Genomic DNA, 22,263 nt, shown 5'->3' on the forward strand with positions numbered 1-22,263 from the left:
CGCAGTCAGTTCGGTTCAGCCGGCTCCGACAACAACTCCTCGAAGCGGGCCGTGAGCTTCGTGATCAGTTGAGGGGTAAGCTGGTCGGAGGACAGCAGGAAGCGCGCGAACTGCTCCTGCGCCCCTTGGGCGTCACCGCTCTCCACCAGGGACTCCGCCAGGGACATCAGCGCGACGGCGGTGCGCTCGTCGGAGTTGAACCCCATCATCGTGCGGACCACCGCTTCACCCAGCTCGATCGCTCCGGCGACGTCGCCCTTCCGGCGCAACGCCTGTGCGATCAGCGAGTCGGCATCGGCCACGTACAACGCCATGCCGTGTTCGGAGTAGAAGCTCCGCGCGGCGGCGAGTTCCCGCAAGGCATCGTCGTCCCTGCCCCGCTTGAGTTCCACGATGCCGAGTTCGTAGTGCGCGTTGGCCTTCCGCAGGCCGTTCGCGGAGGGCAGGTCGAGCACGAAGTGACACCACGAGGCCGCATCGTCGAGGTTGTTCGTCTCCTCTTCGAGGATGGCGAGGTGCAGCGCGGTACGCGCCGCGTTGCCGACGCCGGGCGTCCCCAACTCCAGCTCGATCGCCGACGTCAGCCAATGACGCGCGGCGGCGAAGTCCCGGCGTTCGCGGGCGGTCACGCCCAGCGTGCGTTGGAGTTCGGCCGCGGTCGACAGTCGGCTGTCCAGCATCGCCTCGCGCAGCTCGCTCAGCAGCGTCTCGACCGGGCGGGCGGCCGTGTCCTCGGTCTCGGCGGCGCGCAGTTCGTCGGCCATGTCCGCCAGCCCGACTTCACGCGCCAGTTCGGCGGCCGAGAGGGGCGGCAGTTCGAAATCCCGGACCGCCCTCCGCACCATCGCCCGGCACCGGTCGAGACCGCCTCCGTCCGCCTCGGCCGAGGCGTGCCGCACGGCTTCGGCGAGCGTCGCCCGGACCGTGTTCGGATGCCCCATCTCCAACGCGATCCGGTTGCGCCACAACAACATCGACAGCACGTTCGGGCGCACCAGGGGATGGTCGCGGTCGGCCAGGATGTGCTCGACGTGCAGGGTCGCCTGCTCCCAGTCGGAGCGGGCCATCGCGGCCTGTCCGATCATCTCGTGCAGGCTGAGTCGCAGTCCCCTGGCATCGGGATCGGACTTCAACCGGTCGAAGCAGAGCCCGAAGACGTGGGTCACCACCTCGATGGAGCGCCACCAGGCCAGCGAGCCCAAGGGCTCGTCGTCGTGGTAAGCCGCCGCGAGTTCTCCGGCGAGGCCGTAGTCGGCGGCCTCGATGGCGCGCAGCATGGCTATCCAGACGTTGGAGTCCATGTAGGCGGACATCAGCTCGCGCGCCTGGCGTCCGGCGTACCCGACCCCCTTCGGCTGACCGGGGAACATGTTCTTGATCACGCCGACGACACTGGCGTTGGCGCCGCGTTGCAGCGCCCGCAACTGCTCCGGGGAGAAGCGCCCGGCCAGTTCTCCGCGCAGCGCGTAACCGACCACCGGCGACATGTGGTACTCCCTTCCGACGCCGTGCGCGGTCGGGCGGAGCACCCCTGCCCGGTGGGCCTGGTCCAGCAGTTCCCGCCAGTCGTCCGACGAGATGTGCGTCCCGGTCACCGCGTGGAAGCGGTCGTTCACCAACCCTCGGTCGGTGAAGACCGACAGGACGGTCGGGACGATCAGGTAGCCGAAGAGCCCGAGGTAGGACAGCGCCGACAGCATCGGTGGTGGCAGCTCCGCCAGGCGCCGTCGGACGGCGGCGTCCAGGAACGGGTCGCCGTCGCCTTCCGGGTAGCCGAGGTCGAGACGCCACGGGATGCGGGACAGCGGAACGCTCCCCCACGCGCGGAGCACCGCCGCCAGGGTTCCGCCATGCCACCCCGTGCAGCGGATCAGCCACTTGAACTCGGGCTCGTTGAGCGGCAGCACCGAGTCGCCCGCCATCGACTCCTTCATCGGGTCGACGAGGGCGTGCGCCACCAGGTCGTCCGGCAGGTCGCCGGTGGCGTGGCTGTGATGTGGCAGGGTGAACGAGTCGTGCCGAGCGCTCATCAGCACGCGGTGCTCCGCGGGCAGCGCACGGACGGCTTCCGCGCACAGGTCGACATGCCCGTCGACACCGTCCCACACGTGCAACACCGGCCGACCTGCGAAGCGTCGTGCGTTGTCCCGGATGCGGCGCGGCAACAAGCCTTCGTCGGCCGCCAACTGCTCGCCGGTGATGAACTCGACGTGCTCGAACCCGTTGCTCAGCAAGGCATACCGGGCGTAGGCGCGCAGCAGCACGCTCTTGCCGCTCGCGACGGGAGCGTGCACGACGACGGGATTGCCACGGTGCAGTTGCCGGTCGATGTCGGCCAGTTCTCCGTCCTGGTACATCAGCGACTGCACCGAGGCGGCTTCCGGGGCGTCCGGTCCGGCCGTGTGCCCGCCCGGTGTGCCGACCTGGACCCGCAGGTCCACCGGCTGTTGTTCGTAGAGCACCGGGATGATGTGGAAGGGACGGGCGGACCGGTCTTCGCCGGTGGCCTCCGGCAGGAGCGCACGCCGTCCGTCCGCCACGGCCGCAGCAAGGGCGCGGCCGTGGGTGAGCGCGTCGTAGAACGCGGTCATGAACGTGGCGACCACACCCGCCTCGACCGTGTGGGTCATCGCCAGCACGGCCCGTGCGCCCCGGTCCAGGAGCGCGGAGGCCACCGAGTTCGCCTCGCCCACCACCGGGCTGTCCGCGGCGGGAACGTGGTGGTAGGCCGAGCGGCAGGCATTGAGCACGATCAACGGGATCCGGTCGGTCGGGACGAGGTCGGCGAACTCGGCCGCCGAAACCCGCCGGCCCCGGTCCTCCTCGTCCTCGAACACCAGACCGCAGTCGACGCCGCCCGCCGCGGCTTCGGCGTAACCGTGGCCGTCGAAGTGCAGGATGTCGTATCCGTCCCGGTCCGCCAGCACCGTGCGCAACTGCTCGACCGTGGCCGGGCGGAGCAGGTCGACCGCCACCGCCCCACCGGTCAGCTCAGCGGCCCGCAGCAGGGGGCCGCGCACCGTGCGCGGCCGGACGTCCATGGCCCCGAAGGGTCGCGGCGAGACGAGCAGCACCCGCAGCGGCCTGGTGGCCGGAGACCGCTCGGCGGAGGGCCGGCTCCGCCGCGGCGTCACGCGGCGACGGACGAGTTCGCGGGCCGACGCCAAGGACTTGTCCGCGGCACCGGGTCGATGCAGCAACTCCCACGGCAACCCCAGAAAGCTCGCGTCGTCCGACACGATGCGGACGGCGTGGTCACCGGGAGCCTCCACCACCGGCCTGACCAGCGCGGCGCTCTCGGGCGACGCCGACAACACCTGGAAGAGAGCCGCACCGATGTCGTCCACAGTGGACAGTGCTGCGGTGCGGCGGCGGTGGTCGGGCCCGATCGCCAGCCGCGGGCAGTCCTCCAGCAACCAGCGCAGGGTTTCCGCCAGTTCGGGGGTGCACGGATTGCGGAACGGAACGGTCGCCGCACCCGTGGGCGCGGTCAGCAGCACCTCGTCGCGGCCTCGGGAAGTGATCGTCAGCTCGGACAAGGCCGAGGCGTCTCAGGGTCGGTCTGTCGGGCCGTCGTCGGACAGGCGCACCTCGATGATCGACGTGCCGTCCGGCTTCTCGGTCTTCTGGAAGTACAGCTCCCGCCCCCGGGCGTTGCGCTTGAGCAGACGTCGCAGGAGGTCGTAGATCGCGTTGGCGGTCACGCCGCCCGCCAGCGAGCCGAGCACGATCACCGCCTGGCCGAGCAACTCGGACGCGTTGTAGTGGTCAGCGGGCGTGACCGGGCGGGCCACGGCCACCCGCGGGCCGTCCTCCCCCACGTTCCAGGCGTGCGCCAACTGCTCGCTCCGCACACCGAACTCGGCCGACACGGCCACCATCAGCTCCACCGACGCTCCCCCAAGCACGATCAACTTCACAGCGCTGTCTCTGCGTGCTCATCGACAGCCAGAGAGCCGACGTTACGACCGTCACAAGGATAGGACCCCGGAGCCGGTGTGCGACGACAGCACGTCGCGCCGACCGCCTCGCCGCCCTCGGACGACTTCCACGCCGCGGGGTACGAGGTGCACGTCAACCTCAGCCCGGTGGTGGTGCACGACGGCCGGCTGGACGACTGGCGCGAACTGCTGGGCCTGATCACGCGCCACGCTCCGTACCTGCGCGTCCGCTACGCGTTCTGACGGGTGCGACAGCCGCACCAGCCAGGCGGAGCCCGCCCGGCTGGTCGCACACCGCAAGGCTGTGGCCCGCACCGTAGATCGCTGGTTGCCCCTGCGGTCATGAGGCCGGTGATGACCAATGCCGCGACCCACACCGGAGATGCGGGTTTTGTTCCGCACGGGCCGTCCCCCTTTCGCTCTGTTCGGACTTCGGACTTTTCCAGGTCGACCCGAAAACCGGGGTCAACAGTTTAATGACCATTGCCCGAAGTGGAAAAGATTGCCCCATCGGACCACGTCGCTTGACGCTGCAACCCGATCGGCATACCACTGGAGACCGTCCGATGCGAAGTCGAACAGATCCGGAGGGAGTCGCGATGCGCCTTGTTCACGCGATCAAGCAGTTCATGCCGCGGAAGAGCCTGAAGGCCTACGCCTGGTACGGCTGGCTCTGACCGGTCGCTGCCGAGTCGCCGGCCCGTGCCCGTCACATTCCGGCGGGCGCGGGCCGGTCCGGAAGGAGCACGGGATGACCACCACCGGTCGAAAGGCGCGGGAGACCGTTTTCGCGCCGCGCATCGACGAACTCCTGCGGACGCACCGCGGCCACTCGCTGTTCCGCCTCGAACCGGACACCGTCGGCGTCGCCGGGCCGGACCTGATGGACGCGGTCCTCCGGGCAAGGCCGGCCAACGCCGAGGAGCGGCCGACGTTCAAACCCGTGTTGGGTCGCCGCGTCACCCGTGCGGAGTCCGCCGCCCTCATGCAGGCGGTGGCCGCCGACGTCCGTGCCGCCCTCAAGAAGCCGCCGGCCGCGGACGCCGCCGCCCGGCTCACCGGCCGGTGGCCGCTCGCCGCCCACAACTACCTGCGTGACCTCGTCTTCGGCCGGGAGCGCCTGCGGTTCCGCGTCCTGGTGGACCGCAGGCTCGAACTGACGCCGAAGCTCACCTGGGCGGCGGTCGCCGCCGGGGCCGCCGCGCTGGGCAGGCCCGGCCCCGGCGCGGCGCTGTCCTACCTGGCGGCACTCGTGGCGGAGGCGGACGACTTCACCGAGCGGCGCTTCGCCCTGTACCTGTACCGCCGGGTCGCGGCCCCGGTCTGCTTCACCGTGGCCGCACTCGTCACCAGCGCCCTCTGGCTCGGGGCCCCGTTCGACGACACCACACCGAACCGCCACATCCTGGACGAGGCACTGCGCCTGCTGCCGCCGTCGTGGAACATCCTGCGCGTGGCGTCCCCGGAGTTCAGCCGCGTGGACGCCACGATCCGGGCGGACGACGACCTGCTCCTCCTACCGCTGCTCAGCCACCGCGACCCGGCCCTGTGGGACGACCCCGACGAGTTCGCGCCCGAGCGGTGGCACGACCTGGACCCCGACCACACCCCCGGCTACCTGCCGTTCGGCCACGTCAACGAACGCTGCTGGGGTCGCCACATGGTTCTCCCGCTGGCCGAGCACCTGCTCGACGTCGTGCGCCGCGACGGCCTGGCGGTGGACCCGGACCAGACGACCGGTCGGGTGGCACTCGACGGTCTGCTGGAGGTTTCCAGCGTCCGGGTGGTTCGCTGACCCCAGCCGAGCGGAGGAGACGGCATGGCGGCCGGTGACGAGCGACGTGCGCCTTCCACCCAGGACCTCGTGGGCGGGCCGGATCTGCGGGGCTGCGCCCACCACCTGGTCGAGGACCGACAACGCGACCGCGGGGAGTGGGTCACGGAGGCCGACCTCCCCAACGGGGTCCGCGTGCACGTCGTCACGGCGCCGTTGGAGGTCGCGCGCCCACTCCTGGCCGATCCGCGACTGTCCAAGGACTCCGCGAAGCTGACCGCCGTGCAGCAGCGGCAACTCGTCGCGCGGGACCTGCCCCCGGACGTCAACGGCATGTTCGCGCGCACGGTGCTGAACTCCGACGGCCTGGACCACCAGCGCCTGCGCGGGCTGGTGGCCGGTGAGTTCACCGCGCGGCGGGTGCGGGCGCTGCGTCCGCGGATCGAGCAGGTCGCCGCCGAACTCGTCGCCGGCCTGCCGGTCGGTGAGCCCGTGGACCTGGTGACCCGGCTCGCCACTCCCCTGCCGCTGACGGTCGTCAACGAGATGTTGGGCGTCCCGGCGCGGGACGCGGCGCGCCTGAGCGAGTGGACGGACGCGCTGCTGGCGGGCAGGCCCGAACTCAACCTCCCCGCCACCCGGCGGTTGCGGGGCTACCTGGCCGAGTTGATCGACCACAAGCGCGACCACCCGGACGACGGGCTGCTCAGCGCCCTGGTCGCGGTCAGCCTGGACGGCGATCGGCTCAGCCCGGACGAGCTGGTCGGGACCGCACTGCTGTTGATCGTGGCCGGCCACGAGACCACGGCCAACGTCATCGGCAACGCGATCGCCCTGCTGCTGGCGCACCGCGACGAGCCGGGCGGCTGGCGATGGCTGGCCGCGCACCCCGACCACGTGGACCAGGTGGTCGAGGAGGTGTCGAGAGTCGATCCGGGCGTGCGCAACGCCCCTCACCGGTTCGCCGAAGTGGACCTCGACGTGGGCGGCTCCACCATCCCCGCCGGTGCGATCGTCCTGGTCAACCTCGGCTCGGCGGGTCGAGACCCGGCGGTGCACGGCGACGACGCGCGGTCGTTCGCGCCCGGCCGCGAGACCCGTGCCCAGCACGTGGCGTTCGGGCACGGTCCGCACTACTGCATCGGCGCCCGACTGGCCCGGCTGGAGGTCGGCACCGTGCTGCGGGAGGTGACCTCGCGCTATCCGGGCTCCTACGCCGTGGGCGACCGGACCGACGTCCTCGACCGGTTCCCCCGCCGCCAGTCCCCGATCATGAACCCGTACCGGGCGGTCGAGGCCGTCCTCGTCGCCTGACCGCCATCGCCTGCGGACGGTGACGGTCGCGACGGCGAAGACGTTGCCGGCGGCAGCGCGGCTGGACCATCCCGGCGCGCGATGCCGGCGGGGCGTCGGCGATGCTGTGGGCGTGGAGTACGTGTCCAGAGTGCCGCGACCGCCGCTGGACGGGCTGATCGACGACCTCTACTACCTGGGGGGTGCGCCGCCGTACGCCCGGCTGACACTGCCGCCGGGGCCGTCGGCGTTGCTCATCGTCAACCTCGGGGCGCCGTTCCGCATCCGCGCCGGCACCGACATCGGGACGGCCGAGTACGCCGACGGCTGCGTGGTCACCATGCCCACCCGCGCGTGGGAGTTCGGCTACCCACCCCGGACCCGGTCCGTCGGCGTGCACTTCAAGCCGTGGGGGGCGGCACCGTTCCTGCCGATGCCCGCGGCCGAGCTGTGTGACCGGCCGGTGACGGTGGAGCAGGTTTGGGGCCGGCCCGCCGTTGCCGGGCTGCGGGACCGGCTGGCCACGGCGCCCGGACCGCACGAGATGCTGACGCTGCTGGAGGAGGAGCTGCTGCGACGGCTGTGCGAGACCGCCGGCCTGGGGCTGGTCCGCCATACGAGCAGCGTCATCGCGGCGACCGGCGGGGCGGTGGCGATCGGCGACCTGAGCGTGGCAGCCGGCGTCAGCAGCACTCAACTGGCGAAGCGGTTCAAGGAGCTCATCGGCGTCACGCCGAAGCGGCTGGCCCGCACCTACCGCTTCGCCGCCACCGTGTTCGCGATCAACCCCGCCGGACCGGTCGACTGGGGCGACCTCGCCGGTGGCGCAGGCTACTTCGACCAGGCCCACTTCGGCCACGAGTTCCGGGCGTTCACGGGGCTCACGCCGACCCGGTACGTCGAAGTACGGCGGCGGTTCCTGCGCGAACACCCCGGCCACGCGCTGGACGGCTGGCCGCTGCCGGCCGATTGATTTCTTACAAGAGCGACAGCTCACGACACGCTAATTTCGGGGCACCCCCAAGCAGAGGAGAGCCCCGTGGGCAAAGTGGTCATGTACAGCTCGGTGTCGGTGGACGGCTTCATCGCGGACGAGAATGACCAGCCCGGACCGCTGTTCGACTGGTTGTCCGGCGGCGACGTCCCGTTGGACGAGAGCGGCGAGCTGAAGGTGTCGCAGACCTCCTACGACTACACCCGGCCGTACTGGGACCAGATCGGGGTGACCATCGCCGGCCGCCACGTCTTCGACCTGACGGACGGCTGGGACGGGAAGCCTCCGAGCGGGATCGACCACGTGGTCGTCGTGACACACCGGCCGGAGCCCGAGGGCTGGAACCCCGAGGCGCCGTTCCACTTCGTCGACGGCGTCGAGGCAGCCGTGGCCAGGGCGCAGGAGCTGGCGGGTGACCGTCTGGTCGAGGTCGCCGCCGGCGACGTCGGTGGCCAGGCGCTTGCCGCGGGCCTGGTCGACGAGGTGCGCATGGACGTCGTGCCCGTCGTGTTCGGGTCCGGCAAGCGCTACTTCGGGTCGGTCCACGCCCAGCACCTGTTGGAGGGTCCTGACGTGGTGATTCAGGGCCACCGGGTGCTTCACCTGCGCTATCGGGTGCGCCGTTGACCGATCCGAGCGGGTTGCCGGTGCGGTCGGCTGGGCAACTCCGGGCCACCGGTACCCCGTATGCCGGGGACGATCACCCGGTGGGGCTGCCGCGCAACTCCAGGGTGATCTGCTCCGCGTCGACGTTGCGCAGTGCGGCGGACAACGCGTCGGCGTCGAACGTGCCCTCGTCACGGGCGTCGAGGAGCGCATCGCGTTGCGCGGTGAGCACTGTGAGGCGGTGCTGCTTGTCCGAGACGCCCTCCGGGCGCGGGACGTCGCGGGCCGCGTCTTCGAGCAGCGCCAGGATCTGCCGCCGCTCGGCTTCCTGCTCGGCCTGGTCGGCCGCGTCCGTCCGGGCCGGGAAGAGCCGCTTGACGAGGAGCCCGACCGTTCCGCCCTGCCCCAGCAGCGACAGGGTGGCGACGGCGAAGGCGACGAAGACCAGCAGGGCCCGGTGCGGGGCGTTCTCCGGGAGGGTCTGCGCGGCGGCGACGGTGATCGCGCCGCGCATGCCCGCCCAGACCACGACCGTGCCCTCGCGGACGCCGAGCGGCTGCCGCAGCAGGTAGTCGATGTCGGCGAGCGAGCGGCGGACCCTGGTGGCGAAGCGCTGCAGGTCGCGTTGCGTGTGATGACGGCGGCCAGGGCCGCGGCGTCGCACCACCGGCACCGGGTCGCCGGCTTCGAGGCGTTCCCCCATGGCGGCGATGCGGGGCTGGAGCACCTGCCAGCGCAGCGCGCGACGCCGCAGCGCCCACAGCAGGGGCGCGACGTAGGCCGCGCGCACGGCCAGCGTCACCGCGAGCGCCCCGGCCGCGATCCCGATCGCCGTGCCGAGGCCGGTGTGCTCGCGCTGCACCTCGCCGAGGATCGCGGACAACTGGAGCCCCATCGCGAGGAAGACCACGCCTTCGAGGACGAGTTCGACGCTCGCCCAGTTCTGCGCGTCCGACATCCGGTGCCGGGGCGGCAGCACGCGGGGCGCGCGGGAGCCGGTGATCAGGCCTGCCACGACGGCGGCGACGAGGCCGGAGCTGTCCAGCAGTTCGGCGGGGACGGCAGCCGCGAACGGGACGGTGAACGACAGGATCGTGTTCACGGTCGCGTCCGCCACCCGCCGGCGCACCGCCAGGTTCGCCCACCCGACGACGACCCCGACGACGACGGCGACCGCGATGGCGTACGCGAAGGTGCCCACCGCGCCCCAGAAGGAGAACCCGGCTGCCGTGGCGACGACCGCGGTGCGCAGGAGCACCAGGGCGGTGGCGTCGTTGAGCAGGCTCTCGCCGTCGAGGATGACCACGGCGCGGCGCGGGATGCCGGTCCCCTTGATGATGGAGGTCGCCACCGCGTCGGTGGGGCTGATGATCGCGCCGAGCGCGACGCCCCAGACGAACCCGAGGCCGGGGACGAGCCAGGCGAACAGCGCGCCCAGCACGAGGGCGCTCGCGACCACCAGCAGGACGGACAGGCCGCTGATGGCCCGGAACTCGCGGCGGAAGTTCATGGCGGGCATGGACACCGCGGAGGCGTAGAGCAGCGGTGGCAGCAGGCCTTGGAGGATCCACTCCGGGTCGACCTCGACGTCTTCGAGCACCGGGGCCAGCGCGACGACGATGCCCACCAGCACGAGGACGAGCGGGGCGGCGACACCCAGTCTCGGCGCGAGCACCGCGGCGGCGGCGATGACCACCAGCGCCAGCACCGCGACTGCGACGACCTCCAGCACACACCCTCCTCCGCGGTTGTGCCCACCATGCTGGGGCACGAACCCGCTTCGCGCCCCTCCGGCGACCGGTGCGGCCACCGTCCCGACGTCGGCGGGAAAACGACCCGTCAGGAAGTCCGGACGAATTCCACCCCGATTCGCGGCGTAGTAGATCTTCGCCTTGGGTAGTCGTGCTTCGGTTTCCGTCGTTGCGGTCGGCGCCGGGCGTCGAACCGCAGGTAGAGAGAGGATTCCTGATGAGACGACGATGGTGGCTTGCGCCGGCCGCCGCATTTGCGGTATTAGCCGGTTCGACCGCCGTGACGGCCGGTCCGCTCGCGTCCGCAGCGGCTACGACGGTTGTCGCACACCATTCCGGCGAATGCTCGGACGTGCGCGGCGGCCCGCAAGCGGTCCAGGACGGCGCGGTGATCGAGCAATTGGAGTGCACCGGCGCGTCCAACCATTACTGGACGGCGGGTTCGTCCCCGCAGCTACCTCCGACGGTGGAAGTCCGCAACGGCGAATACTGGGCACTGCCGGCGCGATACCCCGCCAAGAGCCCCTATGGCGGCCTGAACCAGATCTGGGGACCGGCGGTCAACTGGAGCCCGACCACCGACCTGCATTGGGTGGGCGCGTACTGGCGCGACCTCAACCCGTCCGAAGGGGTTTACCGGTGGGACCGGATCGAAAGCATCACCAGCGCCAACTCGTACAGCTTGAACCAGCTCGGCGCGGCGGGTAAGACGGCGCTCATCTGGACGATACTCGGCACGGTCGACAACACCGGAAAGTGGCACGCGCCGCAGTGGGTGATCGACAAGTGCGCGAAAGCCGGCAAGCCGGTGAAAGTGATCAACAACGGCTCGGCGGCGTGGGGCCTGGCCCTGTGGGAGAGCTGCCCGCGGCAGGAAGTGGTGCGTTTCATCAAGGAGATGTTCAGCCGCTACGGGACCGACGCACGCGTCAAGTACGCGTACGCGACGACGCTCAACGCCGGCGAGTTCTGGATGCCGGGCAACGTCTACCGCGATGCGGTCGCCAAGGGCCTGACCCCGGAGATCCTGAAATCCTACGCAAAAGACATCATCGACGCCTGGGCGACTGCGGTGGGCGCGAAGAAAGTCGTCTGGACGAGTGCCGGCGAGTGGAACCTTCCGGACGACACCGACCCCGGCGTGTCGAAGTGGCTGGCCGACTACGCGCTCCGGAACCTGGGCACGCAACTGCGTGAAGGAAATGGCGAGAGCGTCACGGCGCAGTTGAGGCAGCCGCTCATCGGGCAGGACACGGTGGCCGTCCAGCCCACTCCCGTCGGCGCGCAGCCCGGACAGTCCCACTACTACCTGACGGCGAAGACGATCCACGAGATCGGCCGCGCGGGCGTGTCGTTCTACGGGAACGAATTCGAGATCGCGAACCTCGCCGGCGTGTTCGACAACTACGACTACTACCGCCTGGCCGTGTTGAACATGCTGCGCAAGGGCCACAACTGGGCGATCTTCCCCCGCGAGCTGCGCACGGACGCCAACGATGCGGCACATCCGCGATTCGCGGCACTGCGGGACTACTTCCGGCAGAGCGCAGGCTACCCGGTGAACGAGTCGCCGGACGCCTGGGCCACGTTGCAGATGTTCTACGACGGCTGTTACAACGGCACCCGCCGCTACCACAACTACGAGAAGTTCCTCCTCCAGCGGGACGTCCAATCCGGCGGACGCACGACACCGGCCGAGCAGCACACGTGGGCCCCGGACCAGTACGGCTTCTGCAAGGTCGGCGAGGGCGGGTCCACGCAACCAGCCGTGACCTACTTCGCGCGACGAACCGATCACGCGAGCGGCAACGACTACATCTACTTCGACCTGGACAACCGATTCGCCCCGACGACCGCGCGCGACTTCAGGATCGCCGTCACCTACCGCGACACGGGAACGGCGAAGTGGAGTCTGCAGTACAGCACGGCGAACGCCGCGACCGTCTCCACACCGACGGTCACGAACACGAATTCCGGCGTGCTGAAGACCGCGATCTTCAGCCTGTCGGACGCATCGTTCCGGGGTGCGCAGCCGTCGGGCATGGATTTCCGCCTCTACAACGGCGGATCGGCCGACCTCGTCGTCCGCGGCGTGCGGTTGATCCGCGGCGGTGCCTGAGCTGAGGTGATCGATCGACCGCAGGGTGGGCCACGGCGACGGCCGTGGCCCACCTCTAACGGCAGGAATCCCGCGGCCTGGTAGATGGCCCTGGTGTCGGCGTAACCCTGGTCGGGGTGGGCCGGTCCGAGGGTCTTCACCTGGAGGAGCCGGCAGCCGCCCGCGCGGAGGGCCGTCTCGACCGCGGTCACCCAGCGACCTCCGACACCCGGTACTCCACGACGCCCAGCCTGCCCGAACGGCGAACACGGCTCCACCGGGTTCGGCCGGCACGCGGTCGTTCGGCGAGGTGCGCCCTACCGCAGGACGTCGTGGTGCTCGACGACTCGACGGGCGTTCAGCGACGTCGCTGCGCCGCGTCGAGCAGGGACGGTGGCGTGTCGTTCTTCTCGTGCGGGGCGAGGTCGACGCCGGGAGCGACGACCGCGTCGATCGCGTCGAGCACGTCGGCCGACAGCACGGTGTCCGCGGCGGCGAGCTGGGAGTGCAGGTGGTCCAGGGTGCGCGGGCCGATGATCGCGCTGGTCACGGCCGGGTGCGCGGTCACGAAACCGAGTGCGAGCTGGATCATCGTCAGACCGGCCTCGTCGGCGACCGCGGCCAGCCGCTCGACGGCGTCGAGCTTGGCCCGGTTGGCGGGAATGGCGGTGTCGAAGCGTTGCGGCAGGAACGCCGAGCGGCTGGTGGTGACTTCCCGGCCCTCGCGGATCGCGCCCGACAGCCAGCCCGAGGCCAGCGGGCTCCACACCAGCACGCCCAGTCCGTACTGCTCCGTCACGGGCAGGACGTGGGCCTCGACCCCGCGCTGGAGGATCGAGTAGTTGGGCTGTTCGGTGACGTAGCGGCCCAGGTGGTTCTCCCGGGCGGCCCACTGAGCCTGCACGACGCGGTACGCGGGGAACGTCGAGGAGCCGAAGTAGCGGATCTTCCCCGCGCGCCGCAGGTCGGTCAGCACCGACAGCGTCTCCTCGTCGCTGGTCCTCGGGTCCCACCGGTGGATCTGGTAGAGATCGATGTGGTCGACGCCCAGCCGACGCAGGCTGTCGTCCAACGCGGTGACCAGCCAGCGGCGCGAACTGCCCTGGTGGTTGCGCTCGTCGCCGATGGGCATGGTCGCCTTCGTGGCCAGCACGATGTCGTCGCGGCGGCCGGCGACGGCCTTGCCGACCAGCTCCTCCGACTCGCCCTGGCCGTACATGTCGGCGGTGTCGATGAGGTTGATCCCCCCGGCCAGGGCGGCGTCGACCATGGCGGTGACCTCGTCCTGGGTGGTGCGTCCCAGCTTGCCGAAGTTCATCGCGCCGAGCACGAGGGTGCTGACCTGCACACCGGTGCGGCCCAAGGTGCGGTACTGCATGGCTGTTCCTCCACGAAATGTGCGGCGAGCGCGCGACGGGTTGGCCCGGTCCGCCCGCTCTGGCATCCTGGTAACAAGCGGATCGTTGTTCCGCTAACCAATATACGGAACGTTGTTCCGTTTGCCAAGTTGGAGGTAGCGGCGCAGTGGCCGACATGGACAGCGGGCCGGGGTCGCCGACCCCGCGGAAGCGGGCCGACGCCCGGCGCAACGAGAAGACGCTGCTGGACGCGGCCGGCGCGGCTTTCGTCACGTCCGGCGTCGACGTGCCGGTGCGCGACATCGCCGCCAGGGCCGGCGTCGGCGTCGGCACGATCTACCGCCACTTCCCGACGCGGGCCGACCTCATCGTCGCCGTCTACCGGCACCAGGTGGAAGCCTGCGCCGAGGCCGGCCCGACCCTGCTGGCGAACAGCACCACACCGCACGCCGCCCTGACCCGGTGGATCAACCTCTTCGTCGACTTCCTGGTCACCAAGCACGGCCTCGCCGAGGCGCTGCAGTCCGACGACGCCGCCTTCGAGACCCTGCACGCCTACTTCCTCGACCGCCTCGTCCCCGTGTGCGCCCAACTGCTCGACGCCGCCACCACGGCCGGCGAGATCCGCCCCGACACGGATGCCTACGAACTGCTGCGCGGCGTCGGCAATCTCTGCATCGGCGCGGGCAGCAACCCCCGCTACGACGCGCGCCGCATGGTCGGACTCCTGATCGCCGGACTGCGCGTCCACTAGAGACGCAGGCGGAGCATCGTTCCGCTCTTCGACACGCACCCCGGCCTGCCTCGTGCGGCCGTTCGACTACACTTTCCTCGTATCTGGGGCGGTGGTGGGCGCGGGTGCCACTGTCCGACCGCTCGACCTCCAGAGGCGTCGACCTCGACCGGCGCGCGTGGAGCGGCACGATGAGGACAGGTGTAGGCGCCGGCGGCCGTGGCTACGACCACGCCGCGGTCTACTACGACTCCTACGACGAGTTGCTGGCCGTCGTGGTGCCGTTCGCCCGCGCCGGCCTGGACGCCGGTGAGCCGACCGTGGTGTCGCTGGAGCAGCACAAAGTCGACCTGGTGCGCGCCGCGCTGCCGGAGAAGTCGGACGTCACCTTCCTCGTCGCCGACGACCTCTACGCACGACCCGCCGCCGCCATCAAGTCCTACCGGGAACTGATGACCGAGTACGTCGCCCAAGGCGCGCGGCACATCCGCATCTTCGGCGAGGTCCCCCGCTCGGGACTGGGCGCCACCTGGGACTGGTGGGCCCGGTACGAAGCGGCGGTCAACCACATCTACGACGAGTTCCCGCTCCGCAGCATGTGCGGCTACGACACCCGCACCACACCACGGCACGTCCTGCACGACGTCGCACTCACCCACCCGTTCGTGGTCACGCCCGACGGCCGGCACCTGGCCAACGACCGCTACGTCGAGCCGCCCACGTTTCTCACCACGCCCCGGCCAGTGCTGGACCATTCGGTCCAGTACTCGCCCCCGCTGGTCGAAATGACCGACCCCACCCCACTCGCCGCTCGCCGCGCCGTGCTCGCCGCCAACCGCAGCGGCCTGCCCGCCGAACAGGTCGGCGACATGGTGCTGGCGGTGACCGAGGTCGTCACCAACGCCCTGCTCCACGGCCGCCCACCGGTCCACGTCCGCCTCTGGTCCGACCCGGGACGCCTGGTCGTCACGGTCCACGACCGCGGCGCCGGACCCGACGACCCGTTCGCCGGCCTGCTGCCCGCCCCGAACCGGTCCCTCGGCGGCCTCGGCCTCTGGCTGGCCCACCAACTCTGCCACCACATCGCCCTCGACCGCGACGACAACGGCTTCACCGTCCGCCTCACCATGGGCGACCCCGAGCACGGCTGACCAGCACCCCGCTACGCGCCGCCGCCCGGCTCCGATCAGTCGCAGTGCCGGGCTTCGGCGGCGGTCGTGAGCGCCGCCAGCCAGGCGTCGAGACCGTCCCCGAGGTAGCGGACGGAGGTGGGCACGTCGGCTTCGACCTGGTCACCGGTCCAGGTCTCCTCGGTGCGCACCAGGACACCGCCCTCGGCCTCGGTGAAGTTCCAGACGTGGACGCCCCGGTCGATGCGCAGCCCCTCGCCGATCGCGGGTCCGGTCCAGCGGATGCACTTGTGGTGCCGGAGCTGCTCGATGGTGGAGGTGATGACCAGGGTCGTGGCCGGGGTGGTGGGCGTGGCGGGCACCGGGGTGGTCCACAGGAACTGCGAGCGCGGTCGGAGCGGGCCGTGGTCCAGGCGCTTGCTGCTGGTCACGACCTGCTGCCAGGACGGCCAGCGCTCCACGTCGGTCTGCAGGCCCCAGATCGTCCTCGGCGACGCCTTGATCAGGGTCTCGGTGCGGTACCGGATCTTGGCGGCGGGATCGACGCCTGCCCCTCGGCAGGTCAGCGAGGTCGGGTGGGTGGTCTGGCCGGGTGCGGCGGCTTGAGCGGGTGCGGCGGTGAGACCGAGGATGCCTGCGGCGGCCAGCGGGATCGCGAGCAGGGCAGCACGCGCACCGGCCCGGCGGCGCGGGGTCGGTGAGGCACCCGCCCGACGGCGCGAGGTTGGCGCGGGGTCGGCCCGATGGCGCGGAGACGGCGCGGGGTCGGCCCGATGGCGAAGGGACGGCGCGGGGTTGGCCCGATGGCGCGGAGACGGCGCGGGGTCGGCTCGGCGGCGCGAGGTCGGTGCGGCATCGGGGCGGGCCTGGTGGTCGGGCGGGGTGGGCGAGTCGGTGGTGGGCATGGTCCTTCTCCTTGTCCGTCAACTGGTCCGACCACCCGGTTCGGCGTCGGCCGCGGTGGTCGGGCGAGGCAGCCGGCGCTGGAGCCGACCGTGCTCTTCGCTGGGCTCCACGATGCCGCCGGGTGACTGCGGTTCGCGTCGGTGGTTCTCGCCTACCCGTCCTGGATTTAGTGCGGTCCGTCCGCCATGATTCGTGGCAAATGGATGTTCTGCTCGGGCGGCGGGACGAGACGTCGCGGCTTCAGGTGTTGTTGGACGAGGCGGCACGGTCCCGGGGCGACGCCGTGCTGCTGCGCGGGGAACCGGGCATCGGCAAGAGCGCGCTCTTGGCCCACCTGGCCGAAGCGGCCTCCGGTTTCCTGGTCGTGAGGGCCTCCGGCGCCGAGTTCGAGACCGAGCTGCCGTACTCGGCGTTGCACCAACTGTGCGTTCCGGTCCTGGCGCACCTGGAGGCGTTGCCTGCCCCGCACCGCACGGCGCTGCGGATCGCGTTCGGCATGGACACCGGCACCCCCGACCCGTTCCTGGCCGGGGCGGCGACGCTGGGCCTGCTGCTGGAGAGCGACCGGCCGCTGCTGTGCCTCGTCGACGACGCCCACTGGCTGGACCGCGCCTCGGCGCGGGCGCTGGCGTTCGTGGCCCGCCGGGTGGCCGCCGAGCGGGTGGCGGTGGTCTTCGCGGCACGCGAGGACGTGCCCGAACTGGATCACCTGCCCAAGCTGGACGTCCAGCCGCTCAGCGAGCCCGAAGCACGCGCGTTGCTGGCCCGCGAGATCCGCGCGCCCCTGGACGAACGGGTCCGCGACCGCGTCCTGGCCGAGTCCCGCGGCAACCCGCTGGCCCTGGTGGAACTGGCCGGGACCGCCGGGCTGACCGGCCTCGCCGGTGGCTTCGACCTGCCCGCCCCGGCCGCCGCCGAACGGAGCTTCCGCGCCCGGTTGGCGGGGCTGCCGCCCGAGGTCCGGCTGCTGCTGACGGTGGCCGCCGCCGAGCCGATGGGCGATCCCGGCCTGCTGTGGCGGGCGGCGGCGCTGCTGGGTGTGGAGGAGACCGCCGCGCGGGACGTGCCGCTGGTCGAGTTCGGCACCAGGGTGCGCTTCGTGCACCCCCTGGCCCGCTCGGCGGTCTACCAGGCCGCGACCGAGTCCCAGCGGCGTCGCGCGCACCACGCCCTCGCGCAGGTCAGCGACCCGCTCGCCGATCCCGACCGGGTGGCCTGGCATCGCGCCCGCGCCGGCGTCGGCCCCGACGAGGAGGTGGCCGCCGCACTCGCCGACTCGGCGTCCCGCGCGCAGTCCCGTGGCGGGGTGGCCGCCGCGGCGGCGTTCCTGGAGCGCTCCGCCGCGTTGACCCTCGAACCCGGCCTGCGGGTCGAGCGGGTGCTGGCCGCGGTCGAGGCCAAGCTGTCCGCCGGGGACTTCGACGTGGCCGCCGAACTGCTGTCCACCGTCCACCCCGACGATCCGCGGGTCGACCTGCTGCGCGGCCGGATCTCCTTCACCCGCTTCCGAGGCGGGGACCTCCCCACCGACCACCTCCTCCGCGCCGCCGCCAAGCTGGCGGACAAGGAGCCGGCGGACGCGCGGACGACCTACGTGGACGCCATCGAGATGGCCATCCTCACCGGCGGCCTGGCGGGGGTGGTCGACGCCGCGAGGACGGCGCCTCCCGTGCCCGGACTTCCGCGCAGCGCCGACACCGTCCTGGACGGCATGGTGGCGTTGGCCGACCACGGCCACCGAGCCGCCGCCGAACTGCTGCGCCCCGTCGTGGCCGACAGCGGCGACGAAGCGTGGACCCGGTGGCCGACCCTCGGCTACCTGCTCGCCCTCGAACTGTGGGACGCCGACGCCATGTGCGACATCGCCGCCCGGGTCACCGCGGCCGGGCGGGAATCCGGTTCCTTCCACGTGCTGCCGATCGGGCTCGCCATGCTCGCCACCGTCACCGCGCACACCGGCGACTTCGGCGCCGCCAAGGAGATGATCTCCGAGGAGGAGGCGATCGCGGAGGCCACCGGCGCCGCTCCCCTCGTCTACCCACGCCTCCACCTGGCGGCCCTGCACGGGCGGCGCACCGAAGCCGAGGACCTGTTCTCCCGGGTCGGCCCGCACATGAGCCTGAGCGTGCAGTACGCGACCGCCGTCCTCGGCAACGGCCTCGCCGACTACCCGGTCGCCCTGCGGGCCGCCGAGCAGGCGATCGCCACCGGCGACCTCGGACTGGCCGGCCAAGCCCTGCCCGAACTGGTCGAAGCCGCCGTGCGCTGCGGCCGTGACCAAACCGCGCGCTCCGCCCTCGCGGCGCTGACCGAGCGCACGAGTGCGGGCGGACAACCGTGGGGGCGGGGCATCGAGGCCTACGCACGTGCCTTGGTGGACAACGACGAAGACGCCTACCAGCAGGCCATCTCGCTGCTGGAGGCCAGTCCGCCGGCGATCTCCCGCGGTCGCGCCCACCTGGTCTACGGAGAGTGGCTGCGCCGACAGGGACGACGCAGCGACGCGCGGACCCAACTCCGCCGCGCCCACGAACTGCTGTCCGGTCTCGGCGCGGAAGCCTTCGCGACCCGGGCGGCGAACGAACTGCGAGCCACCGGCGAACGCGCACGCAGCCGTTCGTCACCGGCCTCCGACGCACTCACGGTGCAGGAGGTGCACATCGCCCGCCTGGTCGCCGACGGCGCCACCTCCAAAGAGGTCGCCGCCAAGCTGTTCCTCAGTCCGCGCACCGTCGACGCGCACCTGCGCAACATCTTCCGCAAGCTGGCCATCACCTCGCGCCGCCGGCTCCGGGACCTCCCCGCCATCCGCTAGCCCGACCGCCGACAGCGGCTGGTGCTGCTCGGGGCTCGGTCGCCTGATACAGCGAATCGTGCCACCCGCGCGGTTCCGCGGTGTTTCGTCGGTGGTGCCCGGGGTAGGCGAGGCGGAGTACCGTCGCCGGAACCATCCGCCGCGCCCAGAAGGAACCACCCCGTGCACAACGTGACCCTCAACAATGGCGTCGAGATGCCGATCCTCGGCTTCGGCGTCTACCAGATCCCGCCGGATCAGACCGAGCAGGCCGTCACCGACGCCCTCGCCGCCGGCTACCGGCTGCTCGACACCGCGGCCGGCTACGGCAACGAGGAGGCCCTGGGCCGCGCGATCAAGGCCAGCGGCATCCCGCGCGAACAACTGTTCGTCACCACCAAGCTGTGGGTGCAGGACGGCCCCGCCGGGGACAACACCAAGCGCGCGTTCGACACCTCGTTGCGCAGGCTCGGCCTGGACCACGTCGACCTGTACCTGATGCACCAGCCCTACGGCGACGTCTACAGCCAGTGGCGGGCCATGCAGGACATCTACCGCGAGGGGCGCGCCAAGGCGATCGGGGTGTCCAACTTCTACCCCGACCGGCTCGTCGACCTGATCGAGCACAACGAGGTCGCACCCGCGGTGAACCAGATCGAAACGCACCCGTTCTTCCAGCGCACCGCCGAGCAGGACATCATGCGCGAGCGCGGTGTCCAGATCGAGTCGTGGGGGCCGTTCGCCGAGGGCAGGAACAACCTGTTCACCCACCCCGTGCTGAGCGGGATCGCCGAGGAGCACGGCAGGTCCGTGGCACAGGTGGTGCTGCGCTGGCTGGTGCAGCGCGAGGTCGTCGTGATCCCGAAGTCCGTCCGCGCCGACCGGATGGCGGAGAACATCGCCGTGTTCGACTTCGGCCTCACCGACGAGGAGATGGCCCGCATCGCCGCCCTGGACACCGGCGCGTCGCTGTTCTTCGACCACCGCGACCCGACGATGACCAGCCGGCTCGGCAAGGTCCGCGTGACCGACTGACCACCGCGTTCCAGGCCCCGCGTTCCAGGCCCCGCGTTCCAGGCCCCGCGTTCCAGGCCATCGCGTTCCAGGACACCGCCGCACGACACGGCCGGAACCGCGGTCAGCCGGGCGACAATGGTTCGAAAGCTCGGCGGTTCTTCCCCTTCGGGCAGGTTTTGTGGGTCTTCTGTGCCAAGTGGACGGTTACCGGCGATAGGTTCGCCGCATGACTCCCGAGATGTCACGCAGGTTGAACCTGTTCCGCGTAGAGGCTCTCCGGCGGGACATCCCCGACGCGGATGTCGAGCGGTGGTTGGGCATTGCCCGGCCGTGTGCGAGGTTGACGTCTGATGGGGACGGGCCCGTCGTGGGCCGGTTCGGCGGTCCCGTGCTGCTCCCCGCGGACGCCCCGGACCCCTGGTTCCCCCTCGTCGCCTCGATCGACTGCGCGGCCCTGCCCGGGGATGCGACGGATCTGCCGCTGCCGGACGACGGTCATCTGCTGCTGTTCGCCTTCCCGGAACTCTCGGACGGCCCCGAATCCGCGGGAGAGGTGGTGTACGTCCCCGCCGGCACGCCCGTCGAGGAGCGGGACAGGAACCCCTACTTCTACGGTGAGGTCCCGGGCTACCAGGAGATCTGCGAGGCGTACCCGCAGGGTGAGCTGCGCCTGGCGGTCGATGTGTCCCTGCCCTACCACGGTGCGGTGGAGATTCCCGAGCATCCTTACATGGAGCCGCTTCCCGGGCATCCCCACTCCGAGCAGCTACGCGACGTGTGGCTGGACACGTGCGGCGACAGCGGGGCGTTGCAGATCGGCGGCTACGGCTGGGAGGAGTCCCTCGAATTCGATCCCGTCGCGACGGCCGCGTGGTTCGCCGGGGAGGCGGAGCGGAACGGCAGTCGGCCGGTTGACACCACCGGCGCGGCCGGGGACTGGGTGCTGCTCGCGGACTGGTACACCGACATCCAGGACGTGGCCGGCGCCACCGTCCACTGGGCGATCAGGCTGGACGACCTGGCCGCACGGCGCTTCGACCGTGCGCATTCGACCGTGTTCTGGAATCCCTGACACCACCCGGAGGGCTCCTGTCACGCACTGAGCCCCTTCCGCGCCTCGGGAACCTGCTGTGGGAAGCCGAAGTGCTGGCTCTCACCCTGTTCCGCGCTCTCGGCAACACCGCCCTGGCCGCCAACATCCCCGACAACCTCGGCGACCTCTACCGATCAATCGTCCGATGTGGACAGTACAGACTTTCGTTGCCACAAACAGCGTTGGATGGCAAGCCTGTCGGGCTGTGACGGTGGACGCGCCCGGACGGCGGTAGGTGCCCCGGCACGCGCCTCGGCAGACTCAAGAGGTCCAGACCAATCTTGGAGTGGAGGACCTGTGCGGAGTTCGACCGACCGCAAGCGCACCGTCCGGACCCTCGCCGCCGTGGCCCTGGCCGCCGGCGCCCTCACCGTCGCGGCCGGCCCGGCGGCTGCGGCCACCGGCGCCCCGGTGAGAGCCCTCGCCGGCTGCGTCACCACGGACATCCACCTCGACCCGGCGGCGAGGGAGGCCGGTTGGACGGTCGAGTGTTCCAGCCGCCGGTACGTGTACGTCGACGTCACCGTCTTCGCCGGCGGCGTGGCGGACAGCAACCCCTGGGAGGCGAGGTGGGTCGACGGCGGGGACACCTGGCAGGACCTCAACGTCTACCCGCAGACCAGCCCGCCCATCGACCACCTCTGCGTGCACGTGGTCAGCTACGTGAACCCGGACAACCCGCTGGAGCAGCCGGAGGTCATCGGGCACTCCTGCGTGTGACCCGGTGACGTGGCCCGACGTGCGGACCGCGTCAGGAACACGTGCCGCGGCCGTC

Annotated in this window: 18 protein-coding genes; 13 read left to right on the forward strand and 5 right to left on the reverse strand. The window is 71.2% G+C overall.

Annotation, left to right across the window (positions count from 1 at the left end; all coding sequences use genetic code 11):
• Nucleotides 1–5: 5 nt before the first annotated feature.
• Nucleotides 6–3,539, reverse strand: coding sequence for a CHAT domain-containing tetratricopeptide repeat protein (locus ACQPZF_RS25030; RefSeq protein WP_433260778.1), 3,534 nt, complete (start codon nucleotides 3,537–3,539; stop codon nucleotides 6–8).
• A gap of 12 nt (nucleotides 3,540–3,551) precedes the next feature.
• Entirely contained in the window at nucleotides 3,552–3,890 is a 339-nt protein-coding gene (locus ACQPZF_RS25035) for a hypothetical protein (protein WP_433260780.1), read from the reverse strand.
• A gap of 108 nt (nucleotides 3,891–3,998) precedes the next feature.
• On the opposite strand from ACQPZF_RS25035, the gene ACQPZF_RS25040 reads away from it, so the two are divergent.
• From ACQPZF_RS25040 to ACQPZF_RS25065, 6 genes are all read left to right on the forward strand, one after another.
• Nucleotides 3,999–4,184 carry a hypothetical protein gene (locus tag ACQPZF_RS25040; RefSeq protein WP_433260782.1) on the forward strand — a complete coding sequence of 62 codons (186 nt, stop codon included), beginning with the start codon at nucleotides 3,999–4,001 and terminating at the stop codon, nucleotides 4,182–4,184.
• A 356-nt stretch (nucleotides 4,185–4,540) separates the two neighbouring features.
• The gene (locus tag ACQPZF_RS25045; RefSeq protein WP_433274678.1) at nucleotides 4,541–4,618 is read left to right on the forward strand and encodes a tryptorubin family RiPP precursor; all 78 of its coding nucleotides are present in this window, start codon (nucleotides 4,541–4,543) and stop codon (nucleotides 4,616–4,618) included.
• Between the two features lie 74 nt (nucleotides 4,619–4,692).
• Complete coding sequence (locus tag ACQPZF_RS25050) at nucleotides 4,693–5,736, forward strand: cytochrome P450 (RefSeq protein ID WP_433260784.1); 1,044 nt, start codon at nucleotides 4,693–4,695, stop codon at nucleotides 5,734–5,736.
• Nucleotides 5,737–5,760: 24 nt separating this feature from the next.
• Nucleotides 5,761–7,029, forward strand: coding sequence for a cytochrome P450 (locus tag ACQPZF_RS25055; RefSeq protein WP_433260786.1), 1,269 nt, complete (start codon nucleotides 5,761–5,763; stop codon nucleotides 7,027–7,029).
• A 130-nt stretch (nucleotides 7,030–7,159) separates the two neighbouring features.
• On the forward strand, nucleotides 7,160–7,981 hold the full coding sequence (locus tag ACQPZF_RS25060) for a helix-turn-helix domain-containing protein (protein WP_433274680.1): 822 nt from the start codon (nucleotides 7,160–7,162) through the stop codon (nucleotides 7,979–7,981).
• 66 nt (nucleotides 7,982–8,047) lie between these two features.
• Nucleotides 8,048–8,629 (forward strand): dihydrofolate reductase family protein, encoded by a 582-nt coding sequence (locus tag ACQPZF_RS25065; RefSeq protein WP_433260788.1) that lies wholly within the window; start codon nucleotides 8,048–8,050, stop codon nucleotides 8,627–8,629.
• Between the two features lie 73 nt (nucleotides 8,630–8,702).
• On the opposite strand, the gene ACQPZF_RS25070 is transcribed toward ACQPZF_RS25065, so the two are convergent.
• Nucleotides 8,703–10,340, reverse strand: coding sequence for a cation:proton antiporter (locus tag ACQPZF_RS25070; protein ID WP_433260790.1), 1,638 nt, complete (start codon nucleotides 10,338–10,340; stop codon nucleotides 8,703–8,705).
• Between the two features lie 188 nt (nucleotides 10,341–10,528).
• On the opposite strand from ACQPZF_RS25070, the gene ACQPZF_RS25075 reads away from it, so the two are divergent.
• Nucleotides 10,529–12,478, forward strand: a complete 1,950-nt coding sequence (locus tag ACQPZF_RS25075) for a hypothetical protein (protein ID WP_433260792.1) — start codon at nucleotides 10,529–10,531, stop codon at nucleotides 12,476–12,478.
• A 337-nt stretch (nucleotides 12,479–12,815) separates the two neighbouring features.
• Here ACQPZF_RS25075 and ACQPZF_RS25080 read toward each other — a convergent pair whose 3' ends face one another.
• Nucleotides 12,816–13,835 carry an aldo/keto reductase gene (locus ACQPZF_RS25080; RefSeq protein ID WP_433260794.1) on the reverse strand — a complete coding sequence of 340 codons (1,020 nt, stop codon included), beginning with the start codon at nucleotides 13,833–13,835 and terminating at the stop codon, nucleotides 12,816–12,818.
• A gap of 155 nt (nucleotides 13,836–13,990) precedes the next feature.
• Between ACQPZF_RS25080 and ACQPZF_RS25085 the strand changes: the two genes are divergently transcribed.
• Nucleotides 13,991–14,569 carry a TetR/AcrR family transcriptional regulator gene (locus tag ACQPZF_RS25085; RefSeq protein WP_433274682.1) on the forward strand — a complete coding sequence of 193 codons (579 nt, stop codon included), beginning with the start codon at nucleotides 13,991–13,993 and terminating at the stop codon, nucleotides 14,567–14,569.
• 170 nt (nucleotides 14,570–14,739) lie between these two features.
• Entirely contained in the window at nucleotides 14,740–15,699 is a 960-nt protein-coding gene (locus tag ACQPZF_RS25090; RefSeq protein WP_433260796.1) for an anti-sigma factor RsbA family regulatory protein, read from the forward strand.
• A gap of 35 nt (nucleotides 15,700–15,734) precedes the next feature.
• Here ACQPZF_RS25090 and ACQPZF_RS25095 read toward each other — a convergent pair whose 3' ends face one another.
• Complete coding sequence (locus ACQPZF_RS25095; RefSeq protein WP_433274684.1) at nucleotides 15,735–16,340, reverse strand: SRPBCC family protein; 606 nt, start codon at nucleotides 16,338–16,340, stop codon at nucleotides 15,735–15,737.
• 443 nt (nucleotides 16,341–16,783) lie between these two features.
• Between ACQPZF_RS25095 and ACQPZF_RS25100 the strand changes: the two genes are divergently transcribed.
• The 4 genes from ACQPZF_RS25100 to ACQPZF_RS25115 all read left to right on the forward strand — a co-directional run bounded on the left by ACQPZF_RS25100 (nucleotide 16,784) and on the right by ACQPZF_RS25115 (nucleotide 22,208).
• Nucleotides 16,784–19,399, forward strand: coding sequence for an ATP-binding protein (locus ACQPZF_RS25100; protein ID WP_433260798.1), 2,616 nt, complete (start codon nucleotides 16,784–16,786; stop codon nucleotides 19,397–19,399).
• A 162-nt stretch (nucleotides 19,400–19,561) separates the two neighbouring features.
• Nucleotides 19,562–20,413 carry an aldo/keto reductase gene (locus ACQPZF_RS25105; RefSeq protein ID WP_433260800.1) on the forward strand — a complete coding sequence of 284 codons (852 nt, stop codon included), beginning with the start codon at nucleotides 19,562–19,564 and terminating at the stop codon, nucleotides 20,411–20,413.
• Between the two features lie 208 nt (nucleotides 20,414–20,621).
• Complete coding sequence (locus tag ACQPZF_RS25110) at nucleotides 20,622–21,467, forward strand: hypothetical protein (protein WP_433260802.1); 846 nt, start codon at nucleotides 20,622–20,624, stop codon at nucleotides 21,465–21,467.
• Between the two features lie 318 nt (nucleotides 21,468–21,785).
• Nucleotides 21,786–22,208: a hypothetical protein gene (locus ACQPZF_RS25115; RefSeq protein ID WP_433260804.1), complete on the forward strand. Its 423-nt coding sequence runs from the start codon at nucleotides 21,786–21,788 to the stop codon at nucleotides 22,206–22,208.
• Nucleotides 22,209–22,263: the final 55 nt, after the last annotated feature.

It is taken from the genome of Actinosynnema sp. CS-041913, assembly GCF_050942485.1.
Classification (GTDB): Bacteria; Actinomycetota; Actinomycetes; order Mycobacteriales; family Pseudonocardiaceae; genus Actinosynnema.

Bases quoted from the DNA above. Each gene is read 5' to 3' on its own strand.
- ACQPZF_RS25045 (WP_433274678.1), top strand. From the start codon at position 4,541: ATGCGCCTTGTTCACGCGATCAAGCAGTTCATGCCGCGGAAGAGCCTG.
- ACQPZF_RS25090 (WP_433260796.1), top strand. From the start codon at position 14,740: ATGAGGACAGGTGTAGGCGCCGGCGGCCGTGGCTACGACCACGCCGCG.
- ACQPZF_RS25050 (WP_433260784.1), top strand. From the start codon at position 4,693: ATGACCACCACCGGTCGAAAGGCGCGGGAGACCGTTTTCGCGCCGCGC.
- ACQPZF_RS25110 (WP_433260802.1), top strand. From the start codon at position 20,622: ATGACTCCCGAGATGTCACGCAGGTTGAACCTGTTCCGCGTAGAGGCT.
- ACQPZF_RS25055 (WP_433260786.1), top strand. From the start codon at position 5,761: ATGGCGGCCGGTGACGAGCGACGTGCGCCTTCCACCCAGGACCTCGTG.
- ACQPZF_RS25100 (WP_433260798.1), top strand. From the start codon at position 16,784: ATGGATGTTCTGCTCGGGCGGCGGGACGAGACGTCGCGGCTTCAGGTG.
- ACQPZF_RS25085 (WP_433274682.1), top strand. From the start codon at position 13,991: ATGGACAGCGGGCCGGGGTCGCCGACCCCGCGGAAGCGGGCCGACGCC.
- ACQPZF_RS25080 (WP_433260794.1), bottom strand. From the start codon at position 13,835: ATGCAGTACCGCACCTTGGGCCGCACCGGTGTGCAGGTCAGCACCCTC.